Below are 26864 nucleotides of genomic sequence, written 5' to 3'. Positions count from 1 at the left end.
ATTATCAGTAGGTCCGTAGCGACCAGCGCAATCATACTTACCACCTTGGCCGGCGTAAGCACCACCGCACCAGCATTCGCGGCCGCTCCACCGACCTCGGCAGCCGCGATGCAAACAATCACCGATGCGATCGAATCCGGCTCGGTCAAGGTCAATGCCGACCTCGCGGCTCTCGACTTCCCTCATATGACGCAGACCGCAGCCAGGGGTGAACTTCGCGTCACCGTCCGAGTGGCGACGGGCGGCACGCCGTTCAGCAACCTCCAGCTCGTGGTGAACCGCGACAACGAGGTCACCGACTATAGCGAGGTTCATGTTACTGAGTACACGCCCGACTCAGGACACGTTACGACGTGGTCGAAGGATCGAGTCGTACTCGACCAGGACTTCGCCGCGGCTGCGGACCGAGCGATCAAGCGCGGCATCGGCGACGCGATCAGCGAACTGAATTCGTGCCTTTCAAGCGCCGGCATTCCCGCGTGGCTGATTACCGCAGTAATGCTGACTTGCAGAGTTGCTGTAGGCCCCGGTCTGGCCGCTTGCCTCATTGCCGGTGGCGTTGGCGAAGCTACTGCCGCTTACTGCCAAGGCCGCGCAATCTCCAAACTCTAATCTTCCCCAGTCCAAGCAACAAAGCACACAGAAAGATAGAAACAAATGAGCATAATTCGCAAAGCCATTTCGATAACCATCCCGGTTGCAGCTGCTGCCATGATCTTCACGCCAACGGCCAATGCAGAAATGTACCCCAGCGAAAATCAGATCAATCATCAGATCACTCGGGTATATGCGTCCACCTTCGGGATTCCCACCAATCCGGTCAAAAAGGGGAGCGTAGAAGATGCCGTGCGTTGCCTGGAAGAGAACGGGGTCCCAAAAGCAATCGCCTCGGCGGCGGCGGGCGCCTGCCTTGTATACCCTTTACCGGCCAAAGTAATCCCTTGCTTTGTCGCATTTGGCATTGCAAGCGGAATGGCTGACCGCTGCGGCGGATAGTAACTCCATGACGTCTCCGGCCCCAAAGGGCTAGATAGAACGTCGGCCCCGCTTGCCATCAAGCGGGGCCGGTCATGTGTTGTCGCATCTTTGATCGATCGGCTACACCATCAGTCGCGCAGCGGGCGACCGTCGCTGTCGGGCACCTTGCCGGTCAGCATCAGGATGCCGTCGATGACGCCCCAGATCCAGCCGAGGGTGAAGCAGGTTACGGCGCTGACGACCAACTGGGCGATACCGAGCCCGGTGTGGCCTGTGTAGAAGCGGCCGACGCCGAAACTGCCGAGGAATATCTGGAGCAGGCCCGCCACGAGCTTCTGCTTGTCGGAGAACGGCGCACCGAACTGGTCGCGGCCCCAGGGGGCTTCCGGATCGTTCGGGTTGTAGCCCTGCGGGCCGTATCCACCGGGCGGCGGGTAGCCGCCCGGCTGCTGGCCGTACGGGTTGGGCTGGCCGTACTGCGGCTGCGCGTACGGGTCGGGGGGCTGCTGGGCGTACGGCTGCGAGTCGAACTGCTGCGGCATGGCCGCGGTGTCCTGCGGCTTGTTCAGATCCGGCCCCGTGCCGGGCGGACCGTACTGCGGGCCGCCGAATCCTGGGTTGTTCTGCTGGTAGGGGTCGGTCACCAATGTCCTCCTCATTCGTGCTGGGCGCTCGGCCCGGCATTGATCGATCTGCCGAGCGGGGAAGATGCTCGCGACGATCACGAGTCATTGTGGTCGGACCGGTGTGATTTGTCGCCCGATAACCGTCGGCATTCCCCCTGGTTATCGCCGGTGATGCGCCATCGTTATCGGCGGGCGGGAAATTCGGAGCAAACCGGTGGGCGATACGGCGGTGCCGCCGCGTAATCAGCGGCGGCACCGTCGTATTCAGGACTTGTCGGAATCCGTCGCCTTCTTGGACGCGGTCTTCACGGTGGTGGTTTCCTCGGTGGCGGCGGGGTCCTTGTCCGCGTCGGTGCTCGCTGCCGTGTCGGGCTCGGTAGCCGTGTCGGTATCGGTCGCCGGGTCAGCGGCGTCGACCGTTTCGCTCGACTCGTCCGGCTCGAGTTTGTCCGTAGCCGTCGCCCCGTCGGTGTCCACGGCCGAATGCTTTTCCAGTACAACCGTATCCGAGTGCGCATTGGCCGAGGCCGCGGCGTTTGCCGCGCGTACCGCGCCGACCTGCCACGGCCAGGGGCGGGGCGCGGTGGACGGTTGCAACTGTTCGGCGGTCTCGCGTCCCTTGGTCGCGAATACGAAATAGGCAATGGCCGCGAGGAATACGAGCGCGGAGGTGAACGAGTTGATGCGGATGCCCGCGATCTTGGTCGCCTCGTCGTCGCGCATCAGCTCGACGAAGAAGCGGCCGAAGCTGTAGCCCGCGACGTACAGCGCGAACAGGCGCCCGTGCCCGATCCGGTAGCGCTTGTCCAGCTGCACCAGCAGCACCACGATCAGCACGTTCCAGATCAGCTCGTACAGGAACGTGGGGTGCACGACCTTGTCGACGACCCCGTTGGAGACGCCGTTCATCGCGTCCGGCTTCAGGTTGTCGTTGTACCGGAAGTAGATCTCCAGGCCCCAGGGCAGGTCGGTCTTGCGGCCGTACAGCTCCTGGTTGAAGTAGTTGCCGAGGCGGCCGATGGCCTGGGCGAGCAGGATCGGCGGGGCGATCGCATCACCCAACGCGGGCAACGGGATTCGATACACCCGGCAGCCGATCCAGGCGCCGACGCCGCCGAGCAGCACCGCGCCCCAGATGCCGAGGCCGCCGTTCCAGATCTCCAGCGCGGCCTTGGGGTCGCCGTCGGGGCCGAAGTATTTCTGCCAGTCGGTGGCGACGTGATAGAGCCGCCCACCGACCAGACCGAACGGCACCGCGAACATCGCGACGTCCAGGATCGCGCCCTGTTGTCCGCCGCGGTCGCGCCAGCGCCGTTCGCCCCACCAGATGGCGACGACGATGCCGATGATGATGCACAGCGCGTAGGCCCGCAGCGGGAATGGGCCGATGTGCCACACGCCCTGCGGGGGGCTGGGTATGTACGCCAGGACTCGTAAGGTCACGGGGCCACCGTAGCGGAGAACGTCACCGGCGCTGGAACCACCGCACCGTGGCGGCCGTCCCCAGACGCCGTATTACGAGGCGACGGTCGCCGAACGGACGCCCTCGGCCAGCTCGGTGGTGAGCGCGCGGACCGCGTCGAGGCTCTCCCCCGCGGCGGTCACCAGCGCCGAACCCACGATGACTCCGTCTGCGTAGGAAGCGATTTCGGCCGCCTGCGCCCCCGAGCGGACGCCGAGGCCGACGCCGATCGGGATGTCGGAATGCGCCCGAATCCGCGCGCACAGCGCGGGCGCGGCGGAGGACACCACGTCGCGGGCGCCGGTGACGCCCATGGTCGAGGCCGCGTACACGAAGCCGCGCGAGGCCTCCAGGGTCTTCACCAGACGCTCCTCGGTGGAGGACGGTGCGACCAGGAAGATGCGGTCCAGGTTGTGGGTGGACGAGGCGACGAACCAGTCGTCGGCCTCTTCCGGAATGAGGTTCGGGGTGATGATGCCCGCGCCGCCCGCACCGGCGAGGTCACGCGCGAAACGGTCGACGCCGTATGCCAGCACCGGATTCCAGTAGCTCATCACCACGGCCTGGCCGCCCGCCGAGGTGATCGCCTCGACGACGGAGAACACGTCGCGCACCCGCACGCCGCCGCGCAACGCCTGATCGGCGGCGGCCTGGATGGTCGGGCCGTCCATCACCGGATCGGAGTAGGCGACGCCGACTTCGACGATGTCGCAACCGGATTCGACCATGGCGCGGACGACCTCGATGGACCCGGCCAGGTCGGGGTAGCCCGCGGGCAGGTAACCGATGAGCGCGGCACGCCCTTCACCGCGAGCCGCGGCAAAAGCATTAGCGAGACGAGACTGTTGACTCACGACTGCGCCTCGCTGACGCTCGGCTCCGTCGACGCCATAGACGCTGTACCCATGGTTCGCTCGCTGCGCTCCCTCACGATTGCACCGCCCCTTCATCGATCAGCCCGAACCACCGCGCCGCCGTATCCATGTCCTTGTCGCCGCGACCGGACAGGTTCACCAGAATGATCGAGCCCGGTCCGAGCTCCTTGCCCAATTGCAGCGCCCCGGCTACCGCGTGCGCGGACTCGATCGCCGGGATGATGCCCTCGGTGCGGGACAGCAGCAGCAGCGCGTCCATCGCCTCGGTGTCGGTGATCGGGCGGTACTCGGCGCGGCCGATGTCCTTGAGGAAGGCGTGTTCGGGGCCAACGCCCGGGTAGTCCAGACCGGCCGAGATGGAGTGCGACTCGATGGTCTGGCCGTCCTCGTCCTGCAGCAGGTACGAGTAGGCACCCTGGAACGCGCCGGGCGTGCCGCCCGTGAAAGTGGCCGCGTGCCTGCCGGTTTCGACGCCGTCACCGGCCGCCTCGTAGCCGATCAGCCGGACGTCGGCGTCGTCGAGGAACGGATGGAAGATGCCGATGGCGTTGGAGCCGCCGCCGACACAGGCGACGACCGCGTCGGGCAGCCTGCCGGTGGATTCCTGCACCTGCACCCTGGCCTCCAGGCCGACGACGCGCTGAAAGTCGCGCACCAGCATGGGGAACGGGTGCGGGCCCGCGGCGGTGCCGAAGCAGTAGTAGGTGTCATCGGCGTTGCTGACCCAGTCGCGCAGCGCCTCGTTGATCGCGTCCTTGAGCGTCTGCGAGCCGGTGGTCACCGAGACCACCTCGGCGCCGAGCAGCCGCATCCTGGCCACGTTCAAGGCCTGCCGCGCGGTGTCGACGGCACCCATGTAGATGACGCAGTCGAGGCCGAGCAGCGCGCACGCGGTGGCGGTGGCGACGCCGTGCTGGCCCGCGCCGGTTTCGGCGATGATGCGGGTCTTGCTCATGCGCTTGGCGAGCAGCGCCTGGCCGAGCACGTTATTGATCTTGTGAGAACCGGTGTGGTTCAGGTCTTCCCGCTTGAGCAGGATGCGCGCGCCGCCCGCGTGCTCGGCGAGCCTGGTGCATTCGAACACCGGCGACGGACGGCCGGTGTAGTCGCGCTGCAGCCGGTCCAGCTCGTTCAGGAAGTCCGGGTCGAGGCGTGACTTCTCGTAGGTCGCGGTGACCTCTTCGATCACCGCCATCAGCGCCTCCGGCACATGCCTGCCGCCGTAGACGCCGAAGTGGCCGCCGGTATCGGGCTCGTGGGCGCTGCGGTGCGCGACGCCCTCGCTGGCCTTGGGTAGCTCGGTCACTCCGGTCACCGACCCCGCCGCGCCGGCTTCGGGCAGGACGGGTGGGTGCCCGCGGTCACCAGCTCGGACACGGCCGCGCGGGGGTCACCGCTGGTCACCAAACCTTCGCCGACGAGCACGGCGTCCGCGCCCGCGCCCGCGTAGGCCAGCAGGTCGGCGGTGCCGCGGATGCCGGATTCGGCGATCCGGATGACCTCGGTGGGCAGACCGGGCGCGATCCGGGCGAACACGTCCCGGTCGACCTCGAGGGTCTTGAGGTTGCGGGCGTTCACGCCGATCACCGAGGCGCCTGCCTCGAGCGCGCGGTCGGCCTCTTCCTCGGTGTGCACCTCGACCAGCGCGGTCATGCCGAGCGATTCGGTCCGGTCGATGAGCGAGGACAGCACGTCCTGTTCCAGCGCCGCGACGATCAGCAGGATCACGTCGGCGCCGTGCGCGCGGGCCTCGTGGATCTGGTACGGCCCGACGACGAAGTCCTTGCGCAGGATCGGGATGCTCACCGTGGCGCGGACCGCGTCCAGGTCGTCCAACGACCCGTGGAAGCGACGGCCTTCGGTCAGCACGCTGATGATGCGCGCGCCGCCATCCTCGTACGCCTTGGCCAGGCTGGCCGGGTCGGGGATGTCGGCGAGTTCACCCTTGGAGGGGCTAGCCCGCTTCACCTCGGCGACCACGCCGATGCCGTCTTCGAGGAGGGCCGCGCGTGCGTCGAGCGGGCTGTTGGCCGCCGCTGCGGCCGCCTTGATCGCCTGGAAATCGAGGAGGGCTTCCCGCGCGGCCACATCCGCGCGGACCCCGTCGAGAATCGAGTCGAGTACCGTCATCTGGCTCGAATCCTTTCTGGGGAGACGGACTTGCTGCCTGAGAATCTCCCCAGGCGCTGTCTCACCGATGCTGACAAAGAATAAATGGGCGTACCGGCCGCGTTTGCGCCGGGGCATGTTGTGGACCAGGCAACCAGTCCATGCGCAAGGTGTGCACCGCCACAGTCACCGTGCGCGAATCACTCAGCGGACGCGTCCGCCTGGCTCGCCCGCGTCCGGATCGTTGGGTCGCCCACCGGAGTTCACGGCGTCCTCGGTGGGGTCGGTGCCCGCGTCCAGCGCGTCCCACAGCACGCGTTCGGAGAGCTGGGTGGAGCCCGGCTCGCCGGCCTCGTCGCGCTGCTTGGTCACCTGCTCGGTGGCGGCGGCGCGACGGAACACCGGGTTGTCGTATTTGCCGGACAGTCGCGCGGTGTCCTGCGGCATCCGGGCGAGCAGTCCACCCGCCGCGAACGCCGCCAGCGCGCCGAGCAGGGCGAGTACGGCCGGGAAGACCGAGGTCATAGCCTCCCCCACCTGGGCCCTGGCGGGGAGTTCGGCCAGCTTGGCGGCGCGCTCGGCGATCTTGCCCGAGTTGGTGAGCAGGGCGAAGGACGGCACCGCGGCGACGGCGGCGATCAGGGCGATGACCACGCCCAGGATGCGGCGCAGCCAGCCCCTGGTGGCCAGCACGGCCGCGATGGACGCGAGCAGCACCAGTGCCAGGGGCGTGAGCGCGCCGAACCAGACACCACCGTTGAGGTGGTCGGTGCGTGGCTCGGTGAGGCCGTCGGTGGAGGCGACCGTCACCCAGGTCATCCGCGAGGAGCCCCACAGCGCCGCGGCCGCGACGGCGAGCAGCACGAGGGCGCCGACCGGGGACTTGCGCCGCGCGGGGCCCTGTTCGATCGTCTCGGCGCCCGCGGTGTCCGGAGTGACGAGATCGGGGTCTGGGGTAGCGGCTTCGCCGCCGGGCTCGGCTGCCGTCACGCGTCGCCACCGTTCGTCGCGCCGTACGCGCGCACCGTCTTCGCCGCCGCGATCGCCTTGAGCACCGCCATCGCCTTGTTGCGGGCTTCGACGTCCTCGTACTCGGCGACCGAATCGGCGACGATGCCCGCACCCGCCTGCACGTAGGCGGTGCCGTTCTTCAGCAACGCGGTGCGGATGGCGATCGCGGTGTCCGCGTCGCCTGCGAAGTCGAGATAGCCGACGACGCCGCCGTAGACGCCGCGCCGGGTCGGCTCGAGTTCTTCGATGAGTTCCATCGCGCGCACCTTCGGCGCGCCGGACAGCGTGCCCGCCGGGAAACAAGCGCGCACCGCGTCGAACGCGATCTTGCCCTTGGCCAGCCGGCCCGACACCGTCGAGACCAGATGCATCACATGGCTATACCGCTCGATGTGCCGGTATTCGGTGACCCGCACGGTGCCCGGCTGGCAGACCCGGCCGAGGTCGTTGCGGCCGAGGTCGACGAGCATCAGGTGCTCGGCGTTTTCCTTCTCGTCGGCGAGCAGGCCCTTCTCCAGCAGCAGGTCGTCCTCTTCGGTGTCCCCGCGCCAGCGGGTGCCCGCGATCGGATGTGTCGTCGCGACACCGTCTTTCACGGTGACCAGCGCTTCCGGGCTGGAGCCGACGATGGAGAACGCGGTGCCGCCGTCGCCGTCCGGGATGTGCAGCAGGTACATGTACGGGCTCGGATTCGACGCGCGCAACATCCGATACAGATCCAGCGGCGCACCGTCGTAGTCCATCTCGAAACGCTGCGACAGCACCACCTGGAACGCCTCGCCCGCCTCGATCTCCTTGACCAGGCGGCGCACGCCAACGCCGAATTCTTCGGTGGTGCGGCGGCGGCGGAATTCCGGCTCGGGCCGATCGAAGACCGACACCGTGGACGGCGCGGGGGCGGCGAGCGCCTCGGTCATTCGATCCAGCCGGGCAACCGCGTCGTCATAGGCCTCATCGACCCGTTCGGAGGTGCCGTTCCAGTTGACGGCGTTGGCGATCAACGTGATCGCGCCCTCGTGATGGTCGAACGCGGCGAGGTCGGTGGCCAGCAGCAGCACCATTTCGGGCAGTTGCAGATCGTCCACTGCCAGGTTGGGCAGGCGCTCGATCCGGCGCACCGCGTCGTAGCCGAGGTAGCCGACCATGCCGCTGGTGAGCGGTGGCAGGCCGGGCAGGCGCTCGGTCTGCAGCAGTTCGAGTGTTTCGCGCAGCGCGAGCAGCGGATCGCCGCCGGAGGGCGCGTCGACCGGGATATTGCCGAGCCACGCCGCCTCGCCGTCGACCACGGTCAACGCGGACGGGCTGCCCGCGCCGATGAACGACCAGCGCGACCACGATCGTCCGTTCTCCGCCGACTCGAAGAGGAACGTGCCCGCTCGATCGTCGGCCAGCTTGCGGTAGGCGGAGAGCGGAGTTTCGGAGTCCGCCAACACCTTTCGGGTCACCGGGACAACTCGATGTTCCGCGGCCAGCTGGTGGAACTGTGCACGGGTCGTGGTGGTGGGGGTCGACGCGCCTTGCATGACCACATCCTCCCAGGTCCGTCCGACACCTTTCCCGGCGCACCCCGAAGGAATCCGGCGCGTCGATGCCGCGCACTCCCTAATTCACACCAGTCACAAACACGACCGCCCGGTTCTCATGCCCCCGCCAGCCATGTGACGGGCGTCTCTACACTCGCTCCGTTCCATCTCGCACGCGGTATCCATGATCGAGAGGAGACAACTGATGTACCCCTCGCAACCGGAGGGCAGGCACGCCGCCCCGGGCGGTGCGCCGAGCCAGGCCCCACGGATGGTCGGTCTGCAGTCGAAACCAGGCCAACAGGGTGCCCCGAACGCACTAGCCACCTTCGTCACCTACGCGAAGGCACTCGAATCCCTGGACAAGAACCACTTCCCGGACGAATACGCCACGCACGCCGACCGCATCAAGGAACTCAAGCCGTTCCTGCGCGCGCACGGCATTCTCGACGTCATGCAGATCAAGAACCCCGAAGTCGCGGCGCTGATCGGCATATAGGACGTAGCGCGTCGTCCACCGGCAGGCCGCGCAGACCTCGGCAGGCAGGCGGAGGTTCGCCATTGAGCCCGAACGGACCGGTACCGGGTGCGACATGTGCCCGGTACTGTCCCTTTCTATGCAGACAGGACAGCTCGCTCCCCAGTTCGAGCTCCCCGATCAAACCGGCACTCCACGTTCGCTCGACGCGTTGCTCGCGGACGGCCCGCTGGTCCTCTTCTTCTATCCCGCCGCGAACACCCCGGTGTGCACGGCCGAGGCCTGTCACTTCCGTGACGTGGCAGGCGACTTCGCCGCGCTCGGCGCCTCGTGCGTCGGCATCAGCGCCGACGGCGTCGACACCCAAGCCGGTTTCGCCGACAAGCAAGGGCTCGGTTATCCGCTGCTGTCCGATACCGACGGCAAGGTCGCCGCGCAATTCGGCGTCAAGCGCGGGCTGCTCGGCAAGCTGGCGCCGGTCAAGCGGCAGACCTTCGTGATCGATCAGGACCGCACCGTCCGCAAGATCGTCACCGGCGAGTTGCGCGCCAACGTGCACGCCGACGAGGCGCTGAAGTTCCTGCGCGAGCGCGCGAAGTAGTTCTCGGCGCGCCGACCCGGCTCCAGGGACGGCCGTACCGGAAACGCCGGGGCGATCACCACGTTTCCGCCGCTCACCCGGCTTACGCTTGGCTCATGACTGCGACCGACGGACAGCTGCAGCAGAAGTCGACCGGGCCCGCCTGGAAGACCTGGATCATCGGCGGGCTGGCGGTGGTCGCCCTGCTGTTCATCGCCTACTTCATCCTGTCCGCGTTCATCCCACGCTGGTGGGCGCAGCGGATCGCGGAGATGGTCAACGGCAGCTTCGCCAAGGGCATCGGCTGGGGCCTGGTCTTCGGCGGCGTGTGCACGGTGATCCCGCTGTTCCTGCTGCTGTTCGCGCTGCGGGTGTGGCGGCGCCGGGGCGGCCGGTTCATGGCGGGCGCGGCCGTCGTCATCGCCGTGCTCGTCGCGATTCCCAATCTGATGACGCTGACCATCGTGCTCGGCGGCAGCAACGCCGCCCATGCCGGACAGCGCATCCTCGATGTCGACGCGCCCGCCTTCCGCGGCGCCACCCTGGTCGGCGCGATCGTCGCCGCCGCGATCTGGCTCGCGGCACTGGTGCTTGTCGCCATGCGGTGGTGGCGGCGCAGGCATCCGAAGCGGCAAACCACCCAGCCGACCACCGCCGATCCGGCCATGACCCGCCCGGACGGTTTGTGAGTGAACTCACGCTACTGAACAACTGCATGACGAGCGAGCGAAGTCGTGGCAAACTCAGTGCCACGGGTGACTGTGAACATGCTTTTCAATAATCGGTAGGCAACCTAACAAAACCACGTCACTTGGCTTGAAAGAAGGCACATAGTGACGAAATGGCTCGACCCCGTAGAACAACGAGCTTGGCGCGCGATTGTCGCGTTGATGACCCGCCTACCAGGCGCTTTGGATACTCAGCTGCAGCGCGAATCCGGGGTCACCCATTTTGAGTACTGGGTTTTAACCTTGCTTTCCGAGGAACCGGGCCATCGGCTGCAGATGAGTGACCTCGCCCACAAGGCAAATGCATCGCTATCACGGCTTTCGCACGTGGTGTCGAAGCTGGAGCGGATGGGCTGGGCGGAGCGCTCGGCTACCGCCGGGCGCCGCGGCGTACAGGCGGTACTGACAGACGACGGCTACCACAAAGTGATCGAGGCGGCGCCCGGTTACCTGGATGCCGTGCGCCGCTTGGTATTCGATGGCCTGGAGCCGGAGCAGACGGCTCAGCTGGCGGAGTTGAGTGAACTCCTCGCCGACCATCTCACCGACGCACTGAGCCGAACCGGTGCGACAGATCAGGACAATCGGCCCACGCCCTAGTTCAGGCCGGATCGGCCAGCAGGACATCCGAGTCGAAACAGGTGTGCGTCCCTGTGTGGCACGCCGTCCCCGCTTGGTCGACCACCAGCAGGATGGTGTCGCCGTCGCAGTCGAGCCGGACCTCGTGCACATATTGGGTGTGACCGGAGGTCTCCCCCTTCACCCAGTACTGCTGGCGCGAGCGCGAAAAGTAGGTTGCCTTGCGCGTTTCCAAGGTGCGGGCCAGCGCCTCGTCGTCCATCCACGCGACCATCAGCACGTCACCGGTGCCGCGTTCCTGCGCGACGGCGGCAACCAGACCGGCATCGTTGCGCTTGAGCCTGGTGGCGATGGCGGGATCGAGAGTCATAGCACCGTTATAACAGTCAGACACGGGTGCGCCGCAGGGCGGCCACGGTGTCGCCGCCGGATTCGTCGAGCACGGCGGTGAGAGTGTCGCCCGGCGCACCTGTCCCGTTCGGCTGGGGGGCCGAACGGGTCGTTTCCGTATTGCTAATCAGTCCGGTTCAGTTCGCCGAGTAATTGCCAGGTGCGCTGTTCGTCGGCGGGGGTTGTCAGGTCCGTTTGGGCGAAGATCACGTCGGTGGCGCCTGCTTCGAAGTACTCGGCGACCCGGTCGGCGATCGTTTGCTCGTCGCCGATGACGACCAACTCGGCGGCGCGAGAAGCACCGGACAGTTCGATGATTCGCTGATACGACGGGATGTCGTTGTAGAACGCGGTCGACTCCTCGGCCGCCGCGCGAGCGCCCTCGATATCGGCGGTGACGACCCCGGGCACCATGGCGACGATGCGCGGCGCGGAACGTCCCGCGCGCTCAGCGGCTTTGGTGATCGGTGCGACGATCTGCTCGGCCAGCGCCTTCGGGCCGACCAGGAAAGGCAGTGTGCCGTCGGCGAATTCGCCGGTGACACGCAGTGCCTGCGGCCCCATCGCGGCGACCAGCACCGGCACGGCCGGCTTCGCACCCGCTACCGCGGCGGGCAGCGGCGCGACCGCGGTGAGCGTCTCGCCACGGAAATCGACTGTGCCGGTGTCGAGTACGGTGCGCAGTGCGGTCAGGAACTCGCGCAGCCGAGCGATCGGCCGGTCGAAGGTAACGCCGAAGACCGGCTCGGTGAATGCCTCCGTACCGAGGGCAAGACCGAGCGCGAACCTGCCGTGCGTCGCCGCCTGCGCGGTCTGCGCCTGACTGGCGATCAGCAGCGGATGTCGCGCCGAAATCGGTATCGCCGAGGTCCCCACCTCCAGCTCGGGCACCTCCCGCCCGACCACCGCGGACAACACGATGCTGTCATGGCTGAACGTATGGCCGAACCACAGCGAGCTCAACCCCGCCGCGGCGGCTTGCCGACCGGCGGCAACAGCCGCATCGACCGCGTGGTCGGTCGCGTCGAGCGTGAACGGAGACAGCGCGATACCAATGCCCATACCCGGAGCAACACCGGTCCGCGCGCAACAGATTCCGCCACGGCGGATTCCCGCCGACCACGTCAGCACAGACGTGCCGCGCACATCCTCATGCCGCGCACAAAATCGTCGGCGAATTCGTGCGCGGGGCGCGGGGGCGCGGAGTCGTGCGCGGGGGCGCGGAGTCGTGCGCGGGAGTTAGCGGACGACGATGTGTTCGGCGCGCATGGAGTCTTTCACCTGGCCGATGGTGAGGTCGCCGAAGTGGAAAACGCTGGCGGCCAGGACCGCGTCGGCGCCTGCTTGGACGGCCGGGGCGAAGTGTTCGACGCTGCCTGCGCCGCCGCTGGCGATGACGGGGACGGAGACCGCGGCGCGGACGGCGCGGATCATCCTGAGGTCGAAGCCCGCCTTGGTGCCGTCGGCGTCCATCGAGTTGAGCAGGATCTCGCCGACACCCAATTCTGCTCCGCGCGTTGCCCATTCGACGGCATCGATACCGGTGCCGCGTTTACCGCCGTGCGTGGTGACCTCCCACCCGGAAGGCGTCGCGGGCTGTCCTGCCGGCACCGTGCGCGCGTCCACCGACAGCACGATGCACTGCGAGCCGAAGCGTTCCGACATCTCGCGCAAGACTTCGGGTCGCGCGATGGCGGCGGTGTTGACCGAGACCTTGTCGGCGCCCGCGCGCAGCAACCGGTCGACGTCCTCGACGGTGCGCACGCCGCCGCCGACGGTCAGCGGGATGAAGATCTGCTCGGCGGTCCGGGTGACCACGTCGATCATGGTGCCGCGATCGCCGGTGGAGGCCGTGACGTCCAGGAAGGTCAGCTCGTCGGCGCCCTGCGCGTCGTAGGTGGCGGCCAGCTCGACGGGATCGCCCGCGTCCCGCAGGTTTTCGAAGTTCACACCCTTGACCACCCGGCCCGCGTCGACATCCAGACACGGAATCACGCGTACCGCCAACGTCATTGACTCGCCCCTTCCTCCGCGGTAGCCGGTTCGGCCACCGTGCAGATCATTTCGAGCAGCTCTTCGTGCACGCCGGGCGCGGCGGCAAGCACCGAGCCCGAGGTGATGGTCCACGGCGCGCCGGCCAGGTCGGTGACCACGCCACCCGCGGCGCGGATCAGCGCGACACCCGCGGCGTTGTCCCAGGGATGGTGGCCGAACACGATGGCGCCGCCGAGCACACCGGACGCGGTGAACGCCAGGTCGATGCCGGTGGAACCGTGCATCCGCACGCGGGAGGAGAGCCTGCTGAGCGGGCCGAGCAGATCGAATCGGAACTGCCCGGGAATCCGCCCCTGCGCGTCGACATTGAACGCGCCGAACCCGATCATCGCCTCGGCCAGCTTCCCTGGTGGCAGCGGCGGCAGCGGTTGGCCGTTCAGCAGGACGGGTCCGCCCTCGATCGCGGCGTAGCGCTGGCCGAGCAGTGGCAGCCAGGTCAGGCCGAGCACCGGCTCGCCGTCGTGCACCAGCGCCAGCAGCATGCCCGAAAGCGGGTGTCCGGCAGAGTAATTGAAGGTTCCGTCGATCGGATCGAGCACCCACGCGGTGCCCGACACGAGCTGCGGTCCGCCGAATTCCTCGCCGTGCACCTTGATTCCGGTGCGCCGCTCCAACTCGGCGGAGATGGTGCGCTCCAGCTCCAGGTCGAGTTCGGTGGCGAAGTCGTTGCGGCCCTTGGTGACCGCGCTCGGCGCGCCGACCCCCTCGATGAAGCGGGAGGTGACCGAGTCCAGGATCTCGCGGGCGACAGCGAGCAATGCCGATAGGTCCGGGCTCATCTCACCGCGGCCAGCGCCTCGGGCAGCGTGAACCGGCCCGCGTAGAGCGCCTTGCCGACGATCGAACCCTCGACTCCCTCGGGCACCAGTTCGGCGATCGCGACCAGGTCCTCGATGGTGGAGACGCCACCGGAGGCGATGACCGGCGCGTCGGTGGCGTTGCACACCTCGCGGAGCAGGTCCAGGTTCGGGCCGGTCAGCGTGCCGTCCTTGGTGACGTCGGTGACCACGTAGCGGGAGCAGCCGTCGCGCTCCAGGCGCTCGAGCACCTCCCACAGGTCGCCGCCGTCGCTGACCCAGCCGCGCCCGCGCAGCCGGTAGTCGCCGTCGATGATGCGCACGTCGAGGCCCACCGCGACCCGCTCGCCGTACCTGGCGATGGCCTTGGCGCACCACACCGGATCCTCCAGCGCGGCGGTGCCGAGGTTCACCCGGGCGCACCCGGTGGCCAGCGCGGCCTCCAAGGTGTCGTCGTCACGGATGCCGCCGGACAGCTCCACCTTGACGTCGAGTTCGCCGACAACTCCGGCCAGCAGTTCACGATTCGAGCCGCGACCGAACGCCGCGTCGAGGTCGACCAGATGTACCCACTCCGCGCCCGCACGCTGCCATTCCAGGGCGGCGTCGCGCGGCGAGCCGTAGTTGGTTTCGCTACCGGCCTCCCCTTGCACGAGGCGCACAGCCTCGCCGTTGGCCACGTCGACGGCGGGTAGCAGCACAAGACTCACGACTGCGCCTCGCTCGCCTTAGACGCTGTGTTGCTGGTTCGATCGCTGCGCTCACTCACGCGACCACCTTAGTGGCTTGCTCCGCCCGGCCGGTCTCCGGCCTGCGGGTATAGGAGCTGGATCACCGATCGAGGATGCGAGTGAGTAGTCGGACGAGCTCAGCGCGTTCCGCGTCATCGAGACCGGCGAGCAGCTCGTCCTGGGCACCGGCCAGCCGCTCGTCCAGCTCGGCCAGATGATCAGTGCCCGCAGCGGTGATGGTGACGATCTTGCGCCTGCGATCACCCTCGTCCGGACTGCGCTCGACGAAGCCTCGGTCGGCCAGCTCGTTGACGGTGGCGACGATGTCGCTGCGGTCGATCCGGGTGCGTCTACCCAGGTCGGCTTGGCTGATCGAGCCGAACTCGCCGAGCGCGGCGAGCAGTGCGTAGTGATGACGCCGGGAGCCGGTGGTGGCCAGCGCGCGCTCGGTGGCCCGGTTGGCGACGAGGGCAGCTTGATCGACCAGCCGGGTGGGCAGCGCCCGCAGCCTGGCGGGAGCGCTCTCGTGCGAGTTCTCCATGGCAGCAATCTAACCCTTGTTGGTGCCACCCACAATATGTTGACGTTGGCCTCAGCAACATTGGGGCACCATCACCGAACCGCAATACACCCTGGGGCGAGACCTCCCGCTTCGACGCGGTCCGCACCGCGGCGGGCTGGCGACTATCCCGAGTCGAGACCGCCACGATCCGGTCCATCGGCACCCGCCGCGACGTCGCGTCACGACAGCGTGGCCAGCACCCGGCGGCGGTAGCAGGCCAGCGCGGCGGCCACCGCGAACAGCGCGGTCAGCGCCGCCGCCAAGATCCGGAACCCCTCTCCGATCTGGAATTCCGTTGCCGCCCGCTCGATCTCGGCGAGGGAGTGCTTGCCGCGATCGTCGAACAGGATTGTCGCCCGCGGCCACTCGTACAGCACCGACAGCAGGAACTGCCCGATCACCAACGGGACCAGCGATAGCACCGTCCAGCGCACCGCGACTCGATACCGCACCGCCGCCACAAACGCGAGCACCGCGCACAGCGTCAGCACACCACCGAGCGGCCGCATCACCTCGCCGACGGAGATCGCGCTCAGGAATCGCTGGGACAGCTCCAGCGACTCGGGGACGTCGCGAAAGATGTTGGGATACAACAGCAATGTCTCCGCCGCAGCGGTACCGAACACGAAACACGCGACCACCGCGTAGCCGGTCAGCACGACCAGCGGGACCGTGACGCTCCTCATAGTGGCCTCCTGGCTCGACGGTAGATCCGGGCAGCCACACGCGAATCCGGTAAGAACCCCCATATCCGTCGCGCACCGGTCAGGGTCTACCCGGATACGACCAAGTCCACGGGCCGCCCCCGCGACCGGGGAATCGCCGGTAGTGTCTCGCCACGGCGATCACTCCGATCGCCGACTCCGCACTCTCCCTAGGGATCTCGTATGTCGCGCTCGACCCTGCCTGCCGTGCTCTTGATTTCGGCGGCCACCTGCACCGCGGTGCTCGCCACCGCGCAGCCCGCCGCGGCCGCGCCACCCGAGGAGGCGCGGCTGGCCGGATGCGATTTCGGCACTGTCGCCGGGACTTACGATTACGCGCGTTTCGACGACCACGTGGGCAAGATGCTCGACATCACCACCGGCATGTTCCGGGCGGAGTTCGAGGACGCCCGGCCGACCATTCAGGCGAACGCCATCGCGAGTCACGTCCGCGCGACGGTCGATTCGGTGGATTGCCGGATCGTTTCCGGTGACGAGGCGCGCGCGGATGTGACCGTCGACGTGGTGCGGACGACGACCAGCGACGACACCGGCGGCATGCCGAAGACCAACAAGATGTCGCTGCTGTGCACCGTCGAGAACGTGAACGGACGCTGGCTGGTCAACCGGGCCGAAACCAAGTAGGCCGCTTCGGGTTACAGCGCCTGCACCCAGTTGAGCAGCAGCTGGGCCCCGGCGTCGCCGGACTTCTCCGGGTGGAACTGGGTCGCCGACAGCGGCCCGTTCTCCACCGCGGCGAGGAACGGCACGCCGTGCTCGGCCCAGGTCAGCTTAGGCGCGGCGAAATGCTCGCCGGGCGGCAGATCCCAGGTCTGCGCGGCATAAGAGTGCACGAAATAGAAGCGCGTGTCCTTGTCCATGCCCGCGAACAGCACGCTGTCGCGCGGCGCGGACACTGTGTTCCACCCCATGTGCGGGAGCACCGGCGCGGACAGGCGTTCCACCACGCCGGGCCATTCCGCGCAGCCGTCGGTCTCCACGCCGAATTCCACCCCGCGCTCGAAAAGGATCTGCATGCCGACGCAGATGCCGAGCACCGGACGATCACCGGCCAGCCGCTGGCCGATCATCCGCTCGCCCCGCACCTTTCGCAGTCCGGCCATGCAGGCGGCGTAGGCGCCGACGCCGGGCACCACCAGGCCGTCGGCGGCCAGCGCGATCGCCGGATCGGCGGTCACCTCGACCTTCGCGCCCGCCCGCACCAGCGCGCGCTCGGCCGAGTGCAGATTGCCCGAGCCGTAATCGAGCAGGGCAACAGACTTCAAAGTCATAACGTCCCCTTCGTCGAGGGAACACCCTGCACCCGCGGGTCGAGTTCGACCGCGGCACGCAAAGCCCGTGCCACCGCCTTGAATTCGGCCTCGGTGACGTGGTGCTGGTCGCGGCCGTACAGCACACGCACGTGCAGCGCGATGCGGGCGTTCAACGCGATCGACTCGAAGACGTGACGGTTGAGCACCGTGGAATATGGCGCGCCAGGGCCGGAGCCCGGAATAACGGCGTGCAGCAGGTGCTCCGGCTCGCCGACGTGCACGCAGTAGGGCCGCCCGGACACGTCGACCGCGGCGTGCGCCAGGGTCTCGTCCATCGGAATGTAGGCGTCACCGAACCGGCGGATACCCACCTTGTCGCCCAACGCCTTTCCCAGCGCCTGGCCGAACACGATCGCGGTGTCCTCCACCGTGTGGTGCGCCTCGATCTCGATATCGCCCTCGGCCCGCACGGTCAGGTCGAAGCTGGCGTGCGCGCCGAGCGCGGTCAGCATGTGATCGTAAAACGGGACGCCCGTGGCGATCTCGGTCTTGCCGGTGCCGTCCAGGTCCAGCTCCACCACGATGCTGGACTCCTTGGTGACGCGCTCCACCCGCGCGGTTCGGTTCATGATTGCTTCCTCCACAGGCGGATTCATCGGGGCGTCAGGTCGGTGCCGACCAGGACTCGGCTGACCTTCAGGAATTCGTCGTTCTCCGCGGCAAGGCCGATGGTGGTGCGCAGGTAGCCGGGAATGCCGACGTCGCGGATCAGCACACCGTGGTCCAGGTAGCGCTGCCAGCTGGCGGCCGCGTCGGTGAACCGGCCGAACAGCAGGAAGTTCGCGTCGCTGGGGATCACGTCGAAGCCGATATCGGCCAACGCCGCAGCGACCCGATCGCGTTGCGCCGCGAGTTCCGCGACGCTGCCGAGGGTTTCGTCGGCGTGCCGCAGCGCCGCCCGCGCGGCCGCCTGGGTGACCACCGACAGGTGGTACGGCAACCGCACCAGCAGCATCGCGTCGATCACCGCGGGCGCGGCGACCAGATAGCCGAGGCGGCCACCCGCGAAGGCGAACGCCTTGCTCATGGTCCTGGTCACCACCAGCTTGGCGGGGAAACGGTCGATCAGCGCGAGGGCGCTCGGCTGCGCGGAGAACTCACCGTAGGCCTCGTCGACCACCACGATGCCCGGTGCGGCGTCGAGGATCCGCGCGAGGTCGTCCTGCGCGATGCTGTGCCCGGTCGGGTTATTGGGTCTGGTCACGAACACCACGTTCGGCGAACGCTCCGCGATGGCGGCCACCGCGTAGTCGATGTCGAGGGAGAAGTCCGCGTTGCGCTTGGCTTCGATCCACTCGGTGTCGATGCCCTCGGCGATGATCGGGTGCATCGAGTACGACGGCACGAAACCCAGTGCGCTGCGGCCCGGTCCGCCGAATGCCTGCAGCAGCTGCTGCAAAATCTCGTTGGAACCGTTTGCCGCCCAGACGTTGTCGGTGTCCACCGCGACACCCGTTTGCCCGGTGAGGTATTCGGCCAGGTCGGTGCGCAGTGCCACCGCGTCCCGGTCCGGGTAGCGATGCAGGTCGGCGGCGGCGAGCCGAATGGATTCGGCGACGTCGTCGATCAGCGCCTGGCTCGGCGGGTGCGGGTTCTCGTTGGTGTTCAGTTGTACGGGCACGTTCAGCTGCGGTGCGCCGTAAGGCTTCTTGCCGCGCAGGGTGTCGCGCAGCGGTAGGTCGTCCAGGCTGATATTCGCACCGGGCACGGTGGCTTGGCTACTCATGACAGCGCCTCGAAACGCGCCTGCACGGCCTGGCCGTGTGCGGGCAGGTCCTCGGCGTTGGCCAGCGCGACCACGTGACCGGCGACATCCTTCAGCGCCGCCTCGGTGTAGTCGACGACGTGGATGCCGCGCAGGAATGTCTGCACGCTCAAACCCGAGGAGTGCCTGGCACATCCGGCCGTGGGCAGCACGTGATTGGAGCCCGCGCAGTAGTCGCCGAGGCTCACCGGTGCGTACGCGCCGACGAAAATCGCGCCGGCACTGCGCACTCGGGCGGCCACCGAGGCCGCGTCGACGGTCTGGATCTCCAGGTGCTCGGCCGCGTAGGCGTTCACCACGCGCAGACCCTGCGCGATGTCGTCGACCAGCACCGTCCCGGACTGCTTGCCGCGCAACGCTTCCGTCACTCGGTCAGCGTGCTTGACCACCGGCAGCTGCCGGGTCAGCGCCGCGTCCACCGCGTCGGCCAGCTCCGCGCTGTCGGTGACCAGCACGCTGGCCGCCAGCACGTCGTGCTCGGCCTGGCTGATCAGGTCCGCCGCCACGTGCACCGGGTCGGCGGTCGCGTCGGCCAGGATCGCGATCTCGGTCGGCCCCGCCTCAGCGTCGATGCCGACCAGGCCGCGGCACAGCCGCTTGGCGGCGGTCACGTAGATATTGCCGGGTCCGGTGATCAGGTCGACCGGCTCCAGCTGGGCGCCGTCGGTATCGACACCGCCGTAGGACAGCAGCGCGACGCCCTGCGCGCCGCCGACCGCCCACACCTCGTCGACGCCGAGCAACTGCGCGGCAGCCAGGATGGTCGGGTGCGGCAGACCACCGAACTGGGCCTGCGGCGGCGAGGCGACCACCAGCGAGCCGACGCCCGCGGTCTGCGCCGGCACCACGTTCATGACCACGCTGGACGGATAAACGGCATTGCCGCCGGGCACATACAGCCCGACCCGCTCAACGGGCACCCACCGCTCGGTCACCGTGCCGCCGGGCACCACCTCGGTGGTCTTGTCGGTGCGCCGCTGATCCGCGTGCACCTTCCTGGCCCTGGCAATGGATTCCCCGAGCGCCGCACGCACGGCGGGATCCAGCTCGGCCAGCGCCTTTTCCAGCTCAGCGGCGGGCACCCGCACCGTCGCGGGCGTGACCCCGTCGAACTGCTCGCTGTACTCCTGCGCCGCCGCGACGCCACGATCCCGGATCGCCTCGACAACCGGCCGCACGTGATGCAGCACCGAGTCCACGTCGACTCCCCCGCGCGGCAGCGCGGCGCGCAGCTCGGCAACGGAAGGAGTGCGACCGCGCAGATCAACGCGGGCGAGCTCGATGCGGGTAGTCATGTGGTGTCGATCCTTGTCCTCAGCCGAATCCGCAACAGGAAAGTTGCAGCTACCAGCCTATCGGGCCGACGCCACCGGTTATCCTCGCGGGCCGCTCCGGTGCGCCGCACGGCTCACCAGCACGCCTTTCAGGAAAGGTTGGGGAAGCGGGTGTCGCTGTCGATGAGCAGCTTTCCACCGGAGCTGACCACCCGCAGGGTCATCGGCTTGTCCTGGCCGTCGACGATCAGGCTGTCCAGCTTGATATCGAGCGATCCGTCCGGGTTGTTGTCACGGTCCTGCCGGAGACCGGCGAAGTTTTCGACGGTGTGCGCGTCCCAATAGGTACGGAACGCAGTCTCGGTGCCGTAGAGCTTCTGCGCCGCCGGCGTCAAAATGGACCACGATTTGGCCGCGTCGCCTTTGGCCGCGTCGTCGTAGAACTTCTTCACCAGCGCCGTCCCCGGCCCCTCGGTGACCTTGCCATCGCTGGTGGTCCGCCCCGGTGTTCCGGACGGCGGAGCCGAGCTCGTGCCACCGGCCGACGAACTCGTCGACGGCGGACCTGCCTGCACCGTCGGCGAATTCGAGTCCTTCTGACTCAGCGCGGCGATGAGGATGGCGGCCACCGCCACGATCGCACCGACCACCGCGCCGATCATCACGGCCTTGCTCTTGCCGCCGGACTTGCGTGGCGCCGGTCGCGGCTGGGCCGCGGTGCGCGGATGGGTCGCGGTGTTCGACTGCGCGGGTCGTCGCGGCGCGTGCTGCGGGCGCGGTGCGTGCTTCTGCGGGCGCGGCTGGCGCTCGGTCGGCTGATGCACCGGCGCGGACACCGCCGACGGACGCAGCGCGCGCGTCGCCGATTCCGGTGCACCGTTGCGGCGGCGCACGAAAGCCTCACTGGCGGGCACGAATCCGGCGGCCACCGGCGCGGGGCCGGAGTCGGCGAACGCGGCGAGATGGTCGAGGGCGGCGCGCATGGTCGGCCGGTCCTGCGGTTCCGGGCTGAGCAGGTCGAGCAGGAAATCCGTTGCGGGACCGGCGTTTCGCGGCTCGCTGACCTGGCCGTTGGCGGCGGCGTAGAGCACCGCGAGCGGGTTGGCGTTCGCGCCGTACGGCGGCTCGCCCTCCAGCGCGTGGAAAAGAGTCGCGCCCAAGGCGAATACGTCCGAGGCCGGGGTCGGGTCGGCGCCGCGCGCCATCTCCGGTGCCAGATAGGCGGCGGTGCCGCAGATCAGGCCGGTTTCGGTGAGCGTGACATCGCCCGCGGCACGGGAGATACCGAAGTCGGTGATCTTCACGGTGCCGTGGTCGTCGAGCAGGATGTTGCCCGGCTTCACGTCGCGGTGCACGATGCCCGCGTCGTGCGCGGCGATCAGCGCCGAGGCGACCTGCTCGCCGATCCGCGCGACCTGCGTCAACGGCAGTGGGCCCTGCGCGGACAGCACGCCGGCCAGGCTGTTGGACTTCAGGTACTCCATCACCAAGCAGGGATCGCCCTGATGCTCGGTGATGTCGAACACCACGATGGCGTTCGGATGCTGGAAGCGAGCGGCGTTACGCGCCTCGCGAATGGCACGTTGGCGCACCACATCACGCTCGGCCTCGGGGAGGCTCGGCTTGATGTGGATCTGCTTGACGGCCACCGAGCGCTGCAGACGCTCGTCGATGGCACGCCAAACAACACCTGTGCCGCCGCTACCAATCCGCTCGACCAGGCGGTAATGCTCCGCGATCAACTGACCGGTATCGATGGCGCCTACTCCGAACCTTCTCGAAATCGTGACATCCCGCATATTGCTTACAGACGCGGTCCGGGGACGAGTGTAGCTGGCCGCGCGACTTCGGTCCGCGCCAGCACGGGCATATTCTCCGCCCAGATCGGCGCGGCGGAGCTAGCGCGCCGCCCGCAGCATCCGCCCGGCCGCGTCGACCGCGGGTCCTGAGCTGTTCGCATCGTTGATGAACACGGCAAATGCCAGGTCATCGGCGATGCCGACGAACCAGCCGTGCGCGTGCGTGTCGTCGATGAATTCGGCGGTGCCGGTCTTGCCGAGCAGGCCGGGGATATCCCGCAGCTGGGTGGCGGTTCCGGCGGTGACCGTCTCCCGCATCATGGCCTTGACCTGGTCGGCAACGCTCGCAGGCAGCGGGGCCGGTGTCTTGTCCGGGGTACCGGGCTGACCCTTGACGATGGTCGGCGCGGGCACCGAACCGTGCGCGATGGACGCGGCGACCAATGCCATGCCGAACGGTGTCGCGGTCACCTGGCCCTGACCGATCGCGGATTCGACCCGCAGGGCCGGGGTGTCCGCGGGCGGCACCTTGCCGGTGACGGTGGTCAGGCCGGGTGTGACGTAGTCGATGCCGAGACCCAATTGTGCGGCCGCGTTCGTCAGCGCGTCGGCCGGCAATTTGACCCCGAGTTCGCCCATCGTGGTGTTGCAGGAACGGGCGAACGCGGTGTGCAGCGGGACCTGGCCGAGATCGAAATTATTGTCGTTGGGGATCTTGCGGCCCTCGATGTTCGCGACGCCAGGGCAGGGCAGCACCGTGTCGGGGGTGACCGTGCCCGCCTGCAGCGCGGCCGAGACGGTCACCGTCTTGAAGGTCGAACCCGGCGGGTACAGGCCGGTGAGCGCGATCGGGCCCTGCGCGTCGGCGGGGTTGTTCTGCGCGACCGCGACCACATTGCCGGTGGACGGTTGCAGCGCGACGATCGCCGCGGGCTGGGTGATCGGCGCCAGCGCCGCCTCGGCCGCCTGCTGCACGTCGATGTTCAGCGTGGACGCGATGTCGGCGGTCGGCTTCGGATCCTGGCCCGCGAGGCGCTGCGTGCCGTCGCCGGTCTGCGCGCGCACCGCCCAGCCCGCGTTGTCGTCGGCGTTCTTCTGCCACAGCTCGGCCAGCCCCGACAGGGTGGGCGAGGCGAGCGACTTGTCGGTGGTGAGCAGCCGGGTCTGCGGCGCCAGCGTGACGCCGGACAGGCCGGTCAGCTGCGCCTGGATCGGCGCGATATCGGCGTCGCGCAGACTGATCGCGGTGATCGGTTTACCCTGCGCCGCAGCGAGATCGGATTGCAGCGACTGCGCGGTGATGCCCGGCGAGATCGGGCCGAGCAGCGCGGCGAGCGCGGCGGTATCGGCGCCGGGACTCACGTTCACCAGCGTGACCACCTGCTGGGCCATCAACTCGCCGCCGGTGGAGTCGAGGATGCGGGCAGGCTTCGGGTAGACCGGGCTGTAGCTCAGCGGGCCCGCGGCCAGGCCCGGCGCGACCGTGTCCGGGTTCCACTTGACCTTCCAGTCGCCGCCGCCGTCGGCCGCGGTGCCGGTGGTGGTGTAGGTCCACTCGGATTTGCCGTCCTTACCGAGCTTCCAGGTGGCGGCCAGCGTGAAGGTGTTCTTGTCGATCGAGCGGACGTCGAAGCGCACCTCCTTGCCGAGGCCGTCGTAGAGCTTGCCGAGGGCGTCGGAAGCCTTCGTGGGATCGTCGGTGAGCTTGGCCGCGGCCGCGACGTCGTCGCGGTTCAGCGCGTCGGCGAACTGGCCTGCGACGGTGTCGGGCTGGTCGGGGCCGGACGAGCACGCGGCGAGCACGAGGGCGGGTGCGGCGAACAGGACGAGGTAATTCCGGCGGGTACGCACCCCGCCGACTGTATCTGCCGACCCTGCGGCATAGGGCGAGGCCGTGCCGCGTGTGCCTGGCTCAGACCGTGCGCCAGGAGGCTGTGACCAGCGCGACCTCAGGGAGCCAGGCGGGCAAGGCCGAGCCGAGCCGCCCGCTCGTGCGCCTAGCTCAGGGCGTCCGCCAGGAACCGGTAACCAGCGCGGCGGCGTCGACGTCGGGGAGGTCGATGGCGAACTCCTCGGAGAGGATCTTCGGCAGTTCGGTCGCCTCGATCAAGCGGGTTTCGCTGGTTCCGTCCGGGCGTTCGGTGATCAGAGTGGTGCCGTCGACCGTCAGGTGAATATCAGGCCCGAACCGTTGCGCGTAGGGGCGGGTGGTGAACGGGGACCGCGGCGAGGTCGAGACGAAGTGGTTGCCGACCGCGAAGTCGATGCGGTACTGCGGGGTGGTCGGGAAGGTGTAGCGGCTGATCCAGCCGTCCTTGCCGAACTGATGCAGCACCCACAGCTCGGAGTCCAGCTCACCGCGGGTCAGCTCCAACCGGAACTGCCAGTCGCCCGCCGCGAATTCGCCCGTTTCCGTAGACAATTCGAACGGCTCGAGCGGGCCGGAACCAAATCCCACGTCGCACAACCACACTCGGTCGTCGTCGCTGGTCGTCACCCGCAGCAGCGCGTGCGTCGCGGGACGCAGCCCCTCGTCCGCCCCCATGGTGACTCGCGCGCTCAGTGCGGTAATACCGAATCCGAGCCGTTCCAGCGCGGCCGCGAACAAGCCGACCTGCTCATAGCAGTAGCCACCACGCCGTCGCCGAACCAGCTTGTCCTGCAACGACTCCAGATCGAGCACAATGGGCCGACCGAGAATGATCTCCAGATTCTCGAACGGAATAGCGGTGGTGTGCGCATACACCAGCTTCCGCAACGTCTCCACCGTCGGCGCCAGCTCGCCGTCGAACCCGATCCGCGTCAGATACCCGTCAAGATCCAGATCCGCGCCATCCCAGTGATACGCCGGATCCGTCGGCTTACCCATCTCACCCTCACTTCATCGTCATGTCGTCAACATCAACCGCAGGCAGTAACGATCCTGTTCCCATCAGCCCGAGCGACACATGTGAGCTCCACCGTGCAGCCCTTCCCGCATCGCTCAGCAACGAGCCAATTCTTCGCTATCCCGTCACCGCTAGCCAACTGTTACCACGCGATGCCTTGCCGTTCGATCCGATCACACGGCCCAGCACCCCTCAGCCCGATCAAGGACAGCGCGCCGCACGGACTGACCACGCGACACGGTGCCGCCCCACTCCCCACGCAGCGCGCTATCCGTTCGGACCAAATCCGCACCCTGTCTCGGGATCCGCACTGGCTGTGCGCCCGAATTGAGGGTGCGGGTCCCGAGACAGGGTGCGGACCATGCGGGAAGGTGCCGTTCTTCCGATCAGGCAGCAGGATGCCGCTCAGTCCGAGCGCGTGGCATGACCGTGGCTCAGGCGACGAAGCGACATGGCGGCGCTCCAACCATGCAGCACGGTGCCGCTCGGCCTATCAAGCGGCGCGGTGCCAGCTTGGACCGGTCAGGCGGCGCATTTGGCGTTAGGTGGGGCGGCGGGTGCGGTTGCTATGCCGTGTGCGACGTCTACCAAGTAGTCGCGGTCTGGGCCTTCTGTTGGTTCGGTGTCGAGGAGTAGGCGTTCGACTACGCAGCCGCCCTCGAAGAAAGCGGGGCCGACGCTGTGGTCGCCGGGGACCACGGCGCCGTTGAGGTCGTGGCCGGTGACGATGGTGTACATCGAGGTGGGTTTGGCTGCGGCGAGTAGGCCCGCGCGCATTTCCAGTGTTGCCGGATAGGGCACTACGTTGTCGCCGGTGCCGTGGATGAGGAATGCGCGCCGCACGTCCATTCGGCCGGCCAGTAGGGCGGGCGAACGTTCGATGTATGCCTGCGGACAGACGAGCGGTGTGCAGTCGCCCGCGTCGCGTTCGATCTGCGCGGGCAGTTTGGGGTCGACGGTCGCCGAAGCCAGCCACATCGTGAAATCGTCTGCGGGACCGTAATTGTCGACCCAGTAGTCGAACAGTCCGCGCGGTCCGTGCGCCGCCGCGAGCCCGCTCATGATGCCGCCTTGACTCCAGCCCCACAGGACCGTGCGTCCGATGGAACGGTGCTCGTCCTTGTACCACTGGGTCGCCGCCACGATGTCGCGCCAGCCCGCCCACAGATTCCACTCGCCGGTGCGCCACACGCTGCTCGCCGACCGCAGATCCATCGAAAGCACCGGAGCCCCGGTACGCCGCGAGATCGACGTCAAATACCCCGCATAGTCCGCGGCCGACCCATCATGCCCATGCACCGCGACAACCAGATCCGCCGGCGCGAATTCACCCCCGCCACACCGACGCGGCTCATACACCCGCCCCGTCGCGTCCTCCCCGTCAACCGTCAACGCCACCGCCCGCACCCCCACCTCCCCCACACACTCCACCTCAGCCGAAACCGACGGAGCGACAACACTCACCACCGCAGCAACCAGCGCACCCGCCACCACCAGTACATATCCGCGCCTCATCACCGAATAATGGCACGCCACCCACCCCGAACCCCCATACACCGCCGAACCGCAAAACAACCCAGGCGTGCCCCGCACCAACACCCGGCCACCCCATCACT

General features: G+C 68.1%; 29 protein-coding genes. 7 read left to right on the top strand and 22 right to left on the bottom strand.

Features of this window, described 5'->3' with window-relative positions:
- Positions 1–45 precede the first annotated feature (45 nt).
- Together ACIBCN_RS03865 and ACIBCN_RS03860 are read left to right on the top strand one after the other, a co-directional pair.
- Positions 46–612 (top strand): hypothetical protein, encoded by a 567-nt coding sequence (locus ACIBCN_RS03865; protein WP_396989928.1) that lies wholly within the window; start codon positions 46–48, stop codon positions 610–612.
- Between the two features lie 45 nt (positions 613–657).
- Positions 658–996: a hypothetical protein gene (locus ACIBCN_RS03860; RefSeq protein WP_396989927.1), complete on the top strand. Its 339-nt coding sequence runs from the start codon at positions 658–660 to the stop codon at positions 994–996.
- A 110-nt stretch (positions 997–1106) separates the two neighbouring features.
- Here the strand turns inward: ACIBCN_RS03860 and ACIBCN_RS03855 are convergent, their stop codons facing one another.
- The 7 genes from ACIBCN_RS03855 to ACIBCN_RS03825 all read right to left on the bottom strand — a co-directional run bounded on the left by ACIBCN_RS03855 (position 1107) and on the right by ACIBCN_RS03825 (position 8584).
- Positions 1107–1622, bottom strand: a complete 516-nt coding sequence (locus tag ACIBCN_RS03855) for a TM2 domain-containing protein (protein WP_396989926.1) — start codon at positions 1620–1622, stop codon at positions 1107–1109.
- Positions 1623–1868: 246 nt separating this feature from the next.
- Positions 1869–3047 (bottom strand): prolipoprotein diacylglyceryl transferase, encoded by a 1179-nt coding sequence (lgt, locus tag ACIBCN_RS03850; protein WP_396989925.1) that lies wholly within the window; start codon positions 3045–3047, stop codon positions 1869–1871.
- A 72-nt stretch (positions 3048–3119) separates the two neighbouring features.
- Complete coding sequence (gene trpA / locus ACIBCN_RS03845) at positions 3120–3920, bottom strand: tryptophan synthase subunit alpha (RefSeq protein ID WP_396989924.1); 801 nt, start codon at positions 3918–3920, stop codon at positions 3120–3122.
- A 73-nt stretch (positions 3921–3993) separates the two neighbouring features.
- A complete protein-coding gene (trpB, locus tag ACIBCN_RS03840; RefSeq protein ID WP_396989923.1) occupies positions 3994–5256 on the bottom strand; it encodes a tryptophan synthase subunit beta in 1263 nt (420 codons plus the stop codon).
- Positions 5253–6071: an indole-3-glycerol phosphate synthase TrpC gene (gene trpC / locus ACIBCN_RS03835; protein WP_396989922.1), complete on the bottom strand. Its 819-nt coding sequence runs from the start codon at positions 6069–6071 to the stop codon at positions 5253–5255. The genes trpB and trpC overlap by 4 nt, the downstream gene beginning before the upstream one ends.
- A 183-nt stretch (positions 6072–6254) precedes the next feature.
- A complete protein-coding gene (locus ACIBCN_RS03830) occupies positions 6255–6959 on the bottom strand; it encodes a TIGR02234 family membrane protein (protein WP_396990185.1) in 705 nt (234 codons plus the stop codon).
- Positions 6960–7036: 77 nt separating this feature from the next.
- Positions 7037–8584 (bottom strand): anthranilate synthase component I, encoded by a 1548-nt coding sequence (locus ACIBCN_RS03825; RefSeq protein ID WP_396989921.1) that lies wholly within the window; start codon positions 8582–8584, stop codon positions 7037–7039.
- Between the two features lie 205 nt (positions 8585–8789).
- On the opposite strand from ACIBCN_RS03825, the gene ACIBCN_RS03820 reads away from it, so the two are divergent.
- The 4 genes from ACIBCN_RS03820 to ACIBCN_RS03805 all read left to right on the top strand — a co-directional run bounded on the left by ACIBCN_RS03820 (position 8790) and on the right by ACIBCN_RS03805 (position 10970).
- A complete protein-coding gene (locus tag ACIBCN_RS03820; protein WP_357391332.1) occupies positions 8790–9083 on the top strand; it encodes a hypothetical protein in 294 nt (97 codons plus the stop codon).
- A gap of 118 nt (positions 9084–9201) precedes the next feature.
- On the top strand, positions 9202–9663 hold the full coding sequence (locus ACIBCN_RS03815; RefSeq protein ID WP_396989920.1) for a peroxiredoxin: 462 nt from the start codon (positions 9202–9204) through the stop codon (positions 9661–9663).
- A 95-nt stretch (positions 9664–9758) separates the two neighbouring features.
- Positions 9759–10331: a permease gene (locus ACIBCN_RS03810; RefSeq protein ID WP_396989919.1), complete on the top strand. Its 573-nt coding sequence runs from the start codon at positions 9759–9761 to the stop codon at positions 10329–10331.
- Between the two features lie 201 nt (positions 10332–10532).
- A complete protein-coding gene (locus ACIBCN_RS03805) occupies positions 10533–10970 on the top strand; it encodes a MarR family winged helix-turn-helix transcriptional regulator (RefSeq protein WP_396990183.1) in 438 nt (145 codons plus the stop codon).
- Between the two features lies 1 nt (position 10971).
- Here ACIBCN_RS03805 and hisI read toward each other — a convergent pair whose 3' ends face one another.
- From hisI to ACIBCN_RS03770, 7 genes are all read right to left on the bottom strand, one after another.
- The gene (gene hisI / locus ACIBCN_RS03800; protein WP_396989918.1) at positions 10972–11319 is read right to left on the bottom strand and encodes a phosphoribosyl-AMP cyclohydrolase; all 348 of its coding nucleotides are present in this window, start codon (positions 11317–11319) and stop codon (positions 10972–10974) included.
- Positions 11320–11462: 143 nt separating this feature from the next.
- The gene (locus ACIBCN_RS03795; protein WP_396989917.1) at positions 11463–12401 is read right to left on the bottom strand and encodes a TIGR03564 family F420-dependent LLM class oxidoreductase; all 939 of its coding nucleotides are present in this window, start codon (positions 12399–12401) and stop codon (positions 11463–11465) included.
- 177 nt (positions 12402–12578) lie between these two features.
- Complete coding sequence (hisF, locus tag ACIBCN_RS03790; protein WP_396989916.1) at positions 12579–13352, bottom strand: imidazole glycerol phosphate synthase subunit HisF; 774 nt, start codon at positions 13350–13352, stop codon at positions 12579–12581.
- On the bottom strand, positions 13349–14173 hold the full coding sequence (locus ACIBCN_RS03785; protein ID WP_396989915.1) for an inositol monophosphatase family protein: 825 nt from the start codon (positions 14171–14173) through the stop codon (positions 13349–13351). Before ACIBCN_RS03785 ends, hisF begins: the two co-directional genes overlap by 4 nt.
- Entirely contained in the window at positions 14170–14901 is a 732-nt protein-coding gene (gene priA / locus ACIBCN_RS03780) for a bifunctional 1-(5-phosphoribosyl)-5-((5-phosphoribosylamino)methylideneamino)imidazole-4-carboxamide isomerase/phosphoribosylanthranilate isomerase PriA (protein WP_396989914.1), read from the bottom strand. The genes ACIBCN_RS03785 and priA overlap by 4 nt, the downstream gene beginning before the upstream one ends.
- 121 nt (positions 14902–15022) lie before the next feature.
- Positions 15023–15463 carry a MarR family winged helix-turn-helix transcriptional regulator gene (locus ACIBCN_RS03775; protein ID WP_396989913.1) on the bottom strand — a complete coding sequence of 147 codons (441 nt, stop codon included), beginning with the start codon at positions 15461–15463 and terminating at the stop codon, positions 15023–15025.
- Positions 15464–15663: 200 nt separating this feature from the next.
- Positions 15664–16170, bottom strand: a complete 507-nt coding sequence (locus tag ACIBCN_RS03770; protein WP_396989912.1) for a hypothetical protein — start codon at positions 16168–16170, stop codon at positions 15664–15666.
- 201 nt (positions 16171–16371) lie between these two features.
- On the opposite strand from ACIBCN_RS03770, the gene ACIBCN_RS03765 reads away from it, so the two are divergent.
- Complete coding sequence (locus ACIBCN_RS03765) at positions 16372–16833, top strand: hypothetical protein (RefSeq protein ID WP_396989911.1); 462 nt, start codon at positions 16372–16374, stop codon at positions 16831–16833.
- An 11-nt stretch (positions 16834–16844) separates the two neighbouring features.
- On the opposite strand, the gene hisH is transcribed toward ACIBCN_RS03765, so the two are convergent.
- The 8 genes from hisH to ACIBCN_RS03725 all read right to left on the bottom strand — a co-directional run bounded on the left by hisH (position 16845) and on the right by ACIBCN_RS03725 (position 26763).
- On the bottom strand, positions 16845–17480 hold the full coding sequence (gene hisH / locus ACIBCN_RS03760) for an imidazole glycerol phosphate synthase subunit HisH (RefSeq protein ID WP_396989910.1): 636 nt from the start codon (positions 17478–17480) through the stop codon (positions 16845–16847).
- Positions 17477–18094: an imidazoleglycerol-phosphate dehydratase HisB gene (gene hisB, locus ACIBCN_RS03755; RefSeq protein WP_396990182.1), complete on the bottom strand. Its 618-nt coding sequence runs from the start codon at positions 18092–18094 to the stop codon at positions 17477–17479. Before hisB ends, hisH begins: the two co-directional genes overlap by 4 nt.
- A gap of 20 nt (positions 18095–18114) precedes the next feature.
- Positions 18115–19248, bottom strand: a complete 1134-nt coding sequence (locus ACIBCN_RS03750; RefSeq protein WP_396989909.1) for a histidinol-phosphate transaminase — start codon at positions 19246–19248, stop codon at positions 18115–18117.
- Positions 19245–20582 (bottom strand): histidinol dehydrogenase, encoded by a 1338-nt coding sequence (gene hisD, locus ACIBCN_RS03745; protein WP_396989908.1) that lies wholly within the window; start codon positions 20580–20582, stop codon positions 19245–19247. The genes ACIBCN_RS03750 and hisD overlap by 4 nt, the downstream gene beginning before the upstream one ends.
- Positions 20583–20710: 128 nt before the next feature.
- On the bottom strand, positions 20711–22303 hold the full coding sequence (locus tag ACIBCN_RS03740) for a protein kinase (RefSeq protein WP_396989907.1): 1593 nt from the start codon (positions 22301–22303) through the stop codon (positions 20711–20713).
- 156 nt (positions 22304–22459) lie between these two features.
- Positions 22460–24211: a penicillin-binding transpeptidase domain-containing protein gene (locus tag ACIBCN_RS03735; RefSeq protein ID WP_396989906.1), complete on the bottom strand. Its 1752-nt coding sequence runs from the start codon at positions 24209–24211 to the stop codon at positions 22460–22462.
- Positions 24212–24362: 151 nt separating this feature from the next.
- Positions 24363–25229: an arylamine N-acetyltransferase gene (locus tag ACIBCN_RS03730; RefSeq protein ID WP_396989905.1), complete on the bottom strand. Its 867-nt coding sequence runs from the start codon at positions 25227–25229 to the stop codon at positions 24363–24365.
- A 541-nt stretch (positions 25230–25770) separates the two neighbouring features.
- Entirely contained in the window at positions 25771–26763 is a 993-nt protein-coding gene (locus ACIBCN_RS03725; protein ID WP_396989904.1) for an alpha/beta hydrolase family protein, read from the bottom strand.
- Positions 26764–26864 lie beyond the last annotated feature (101 nt).

The organism is Nocardia sp. NPDC051052, assembly GCF_044456045.1.
GTDB lineage: Bacteria > Actinomycetota > Actinomycetes > Mycobacteriales > Mycobacteriaceae > Nocardia.
This window is presented reverse-complemented; position numbering and strand designations above follow the sequence as displayed.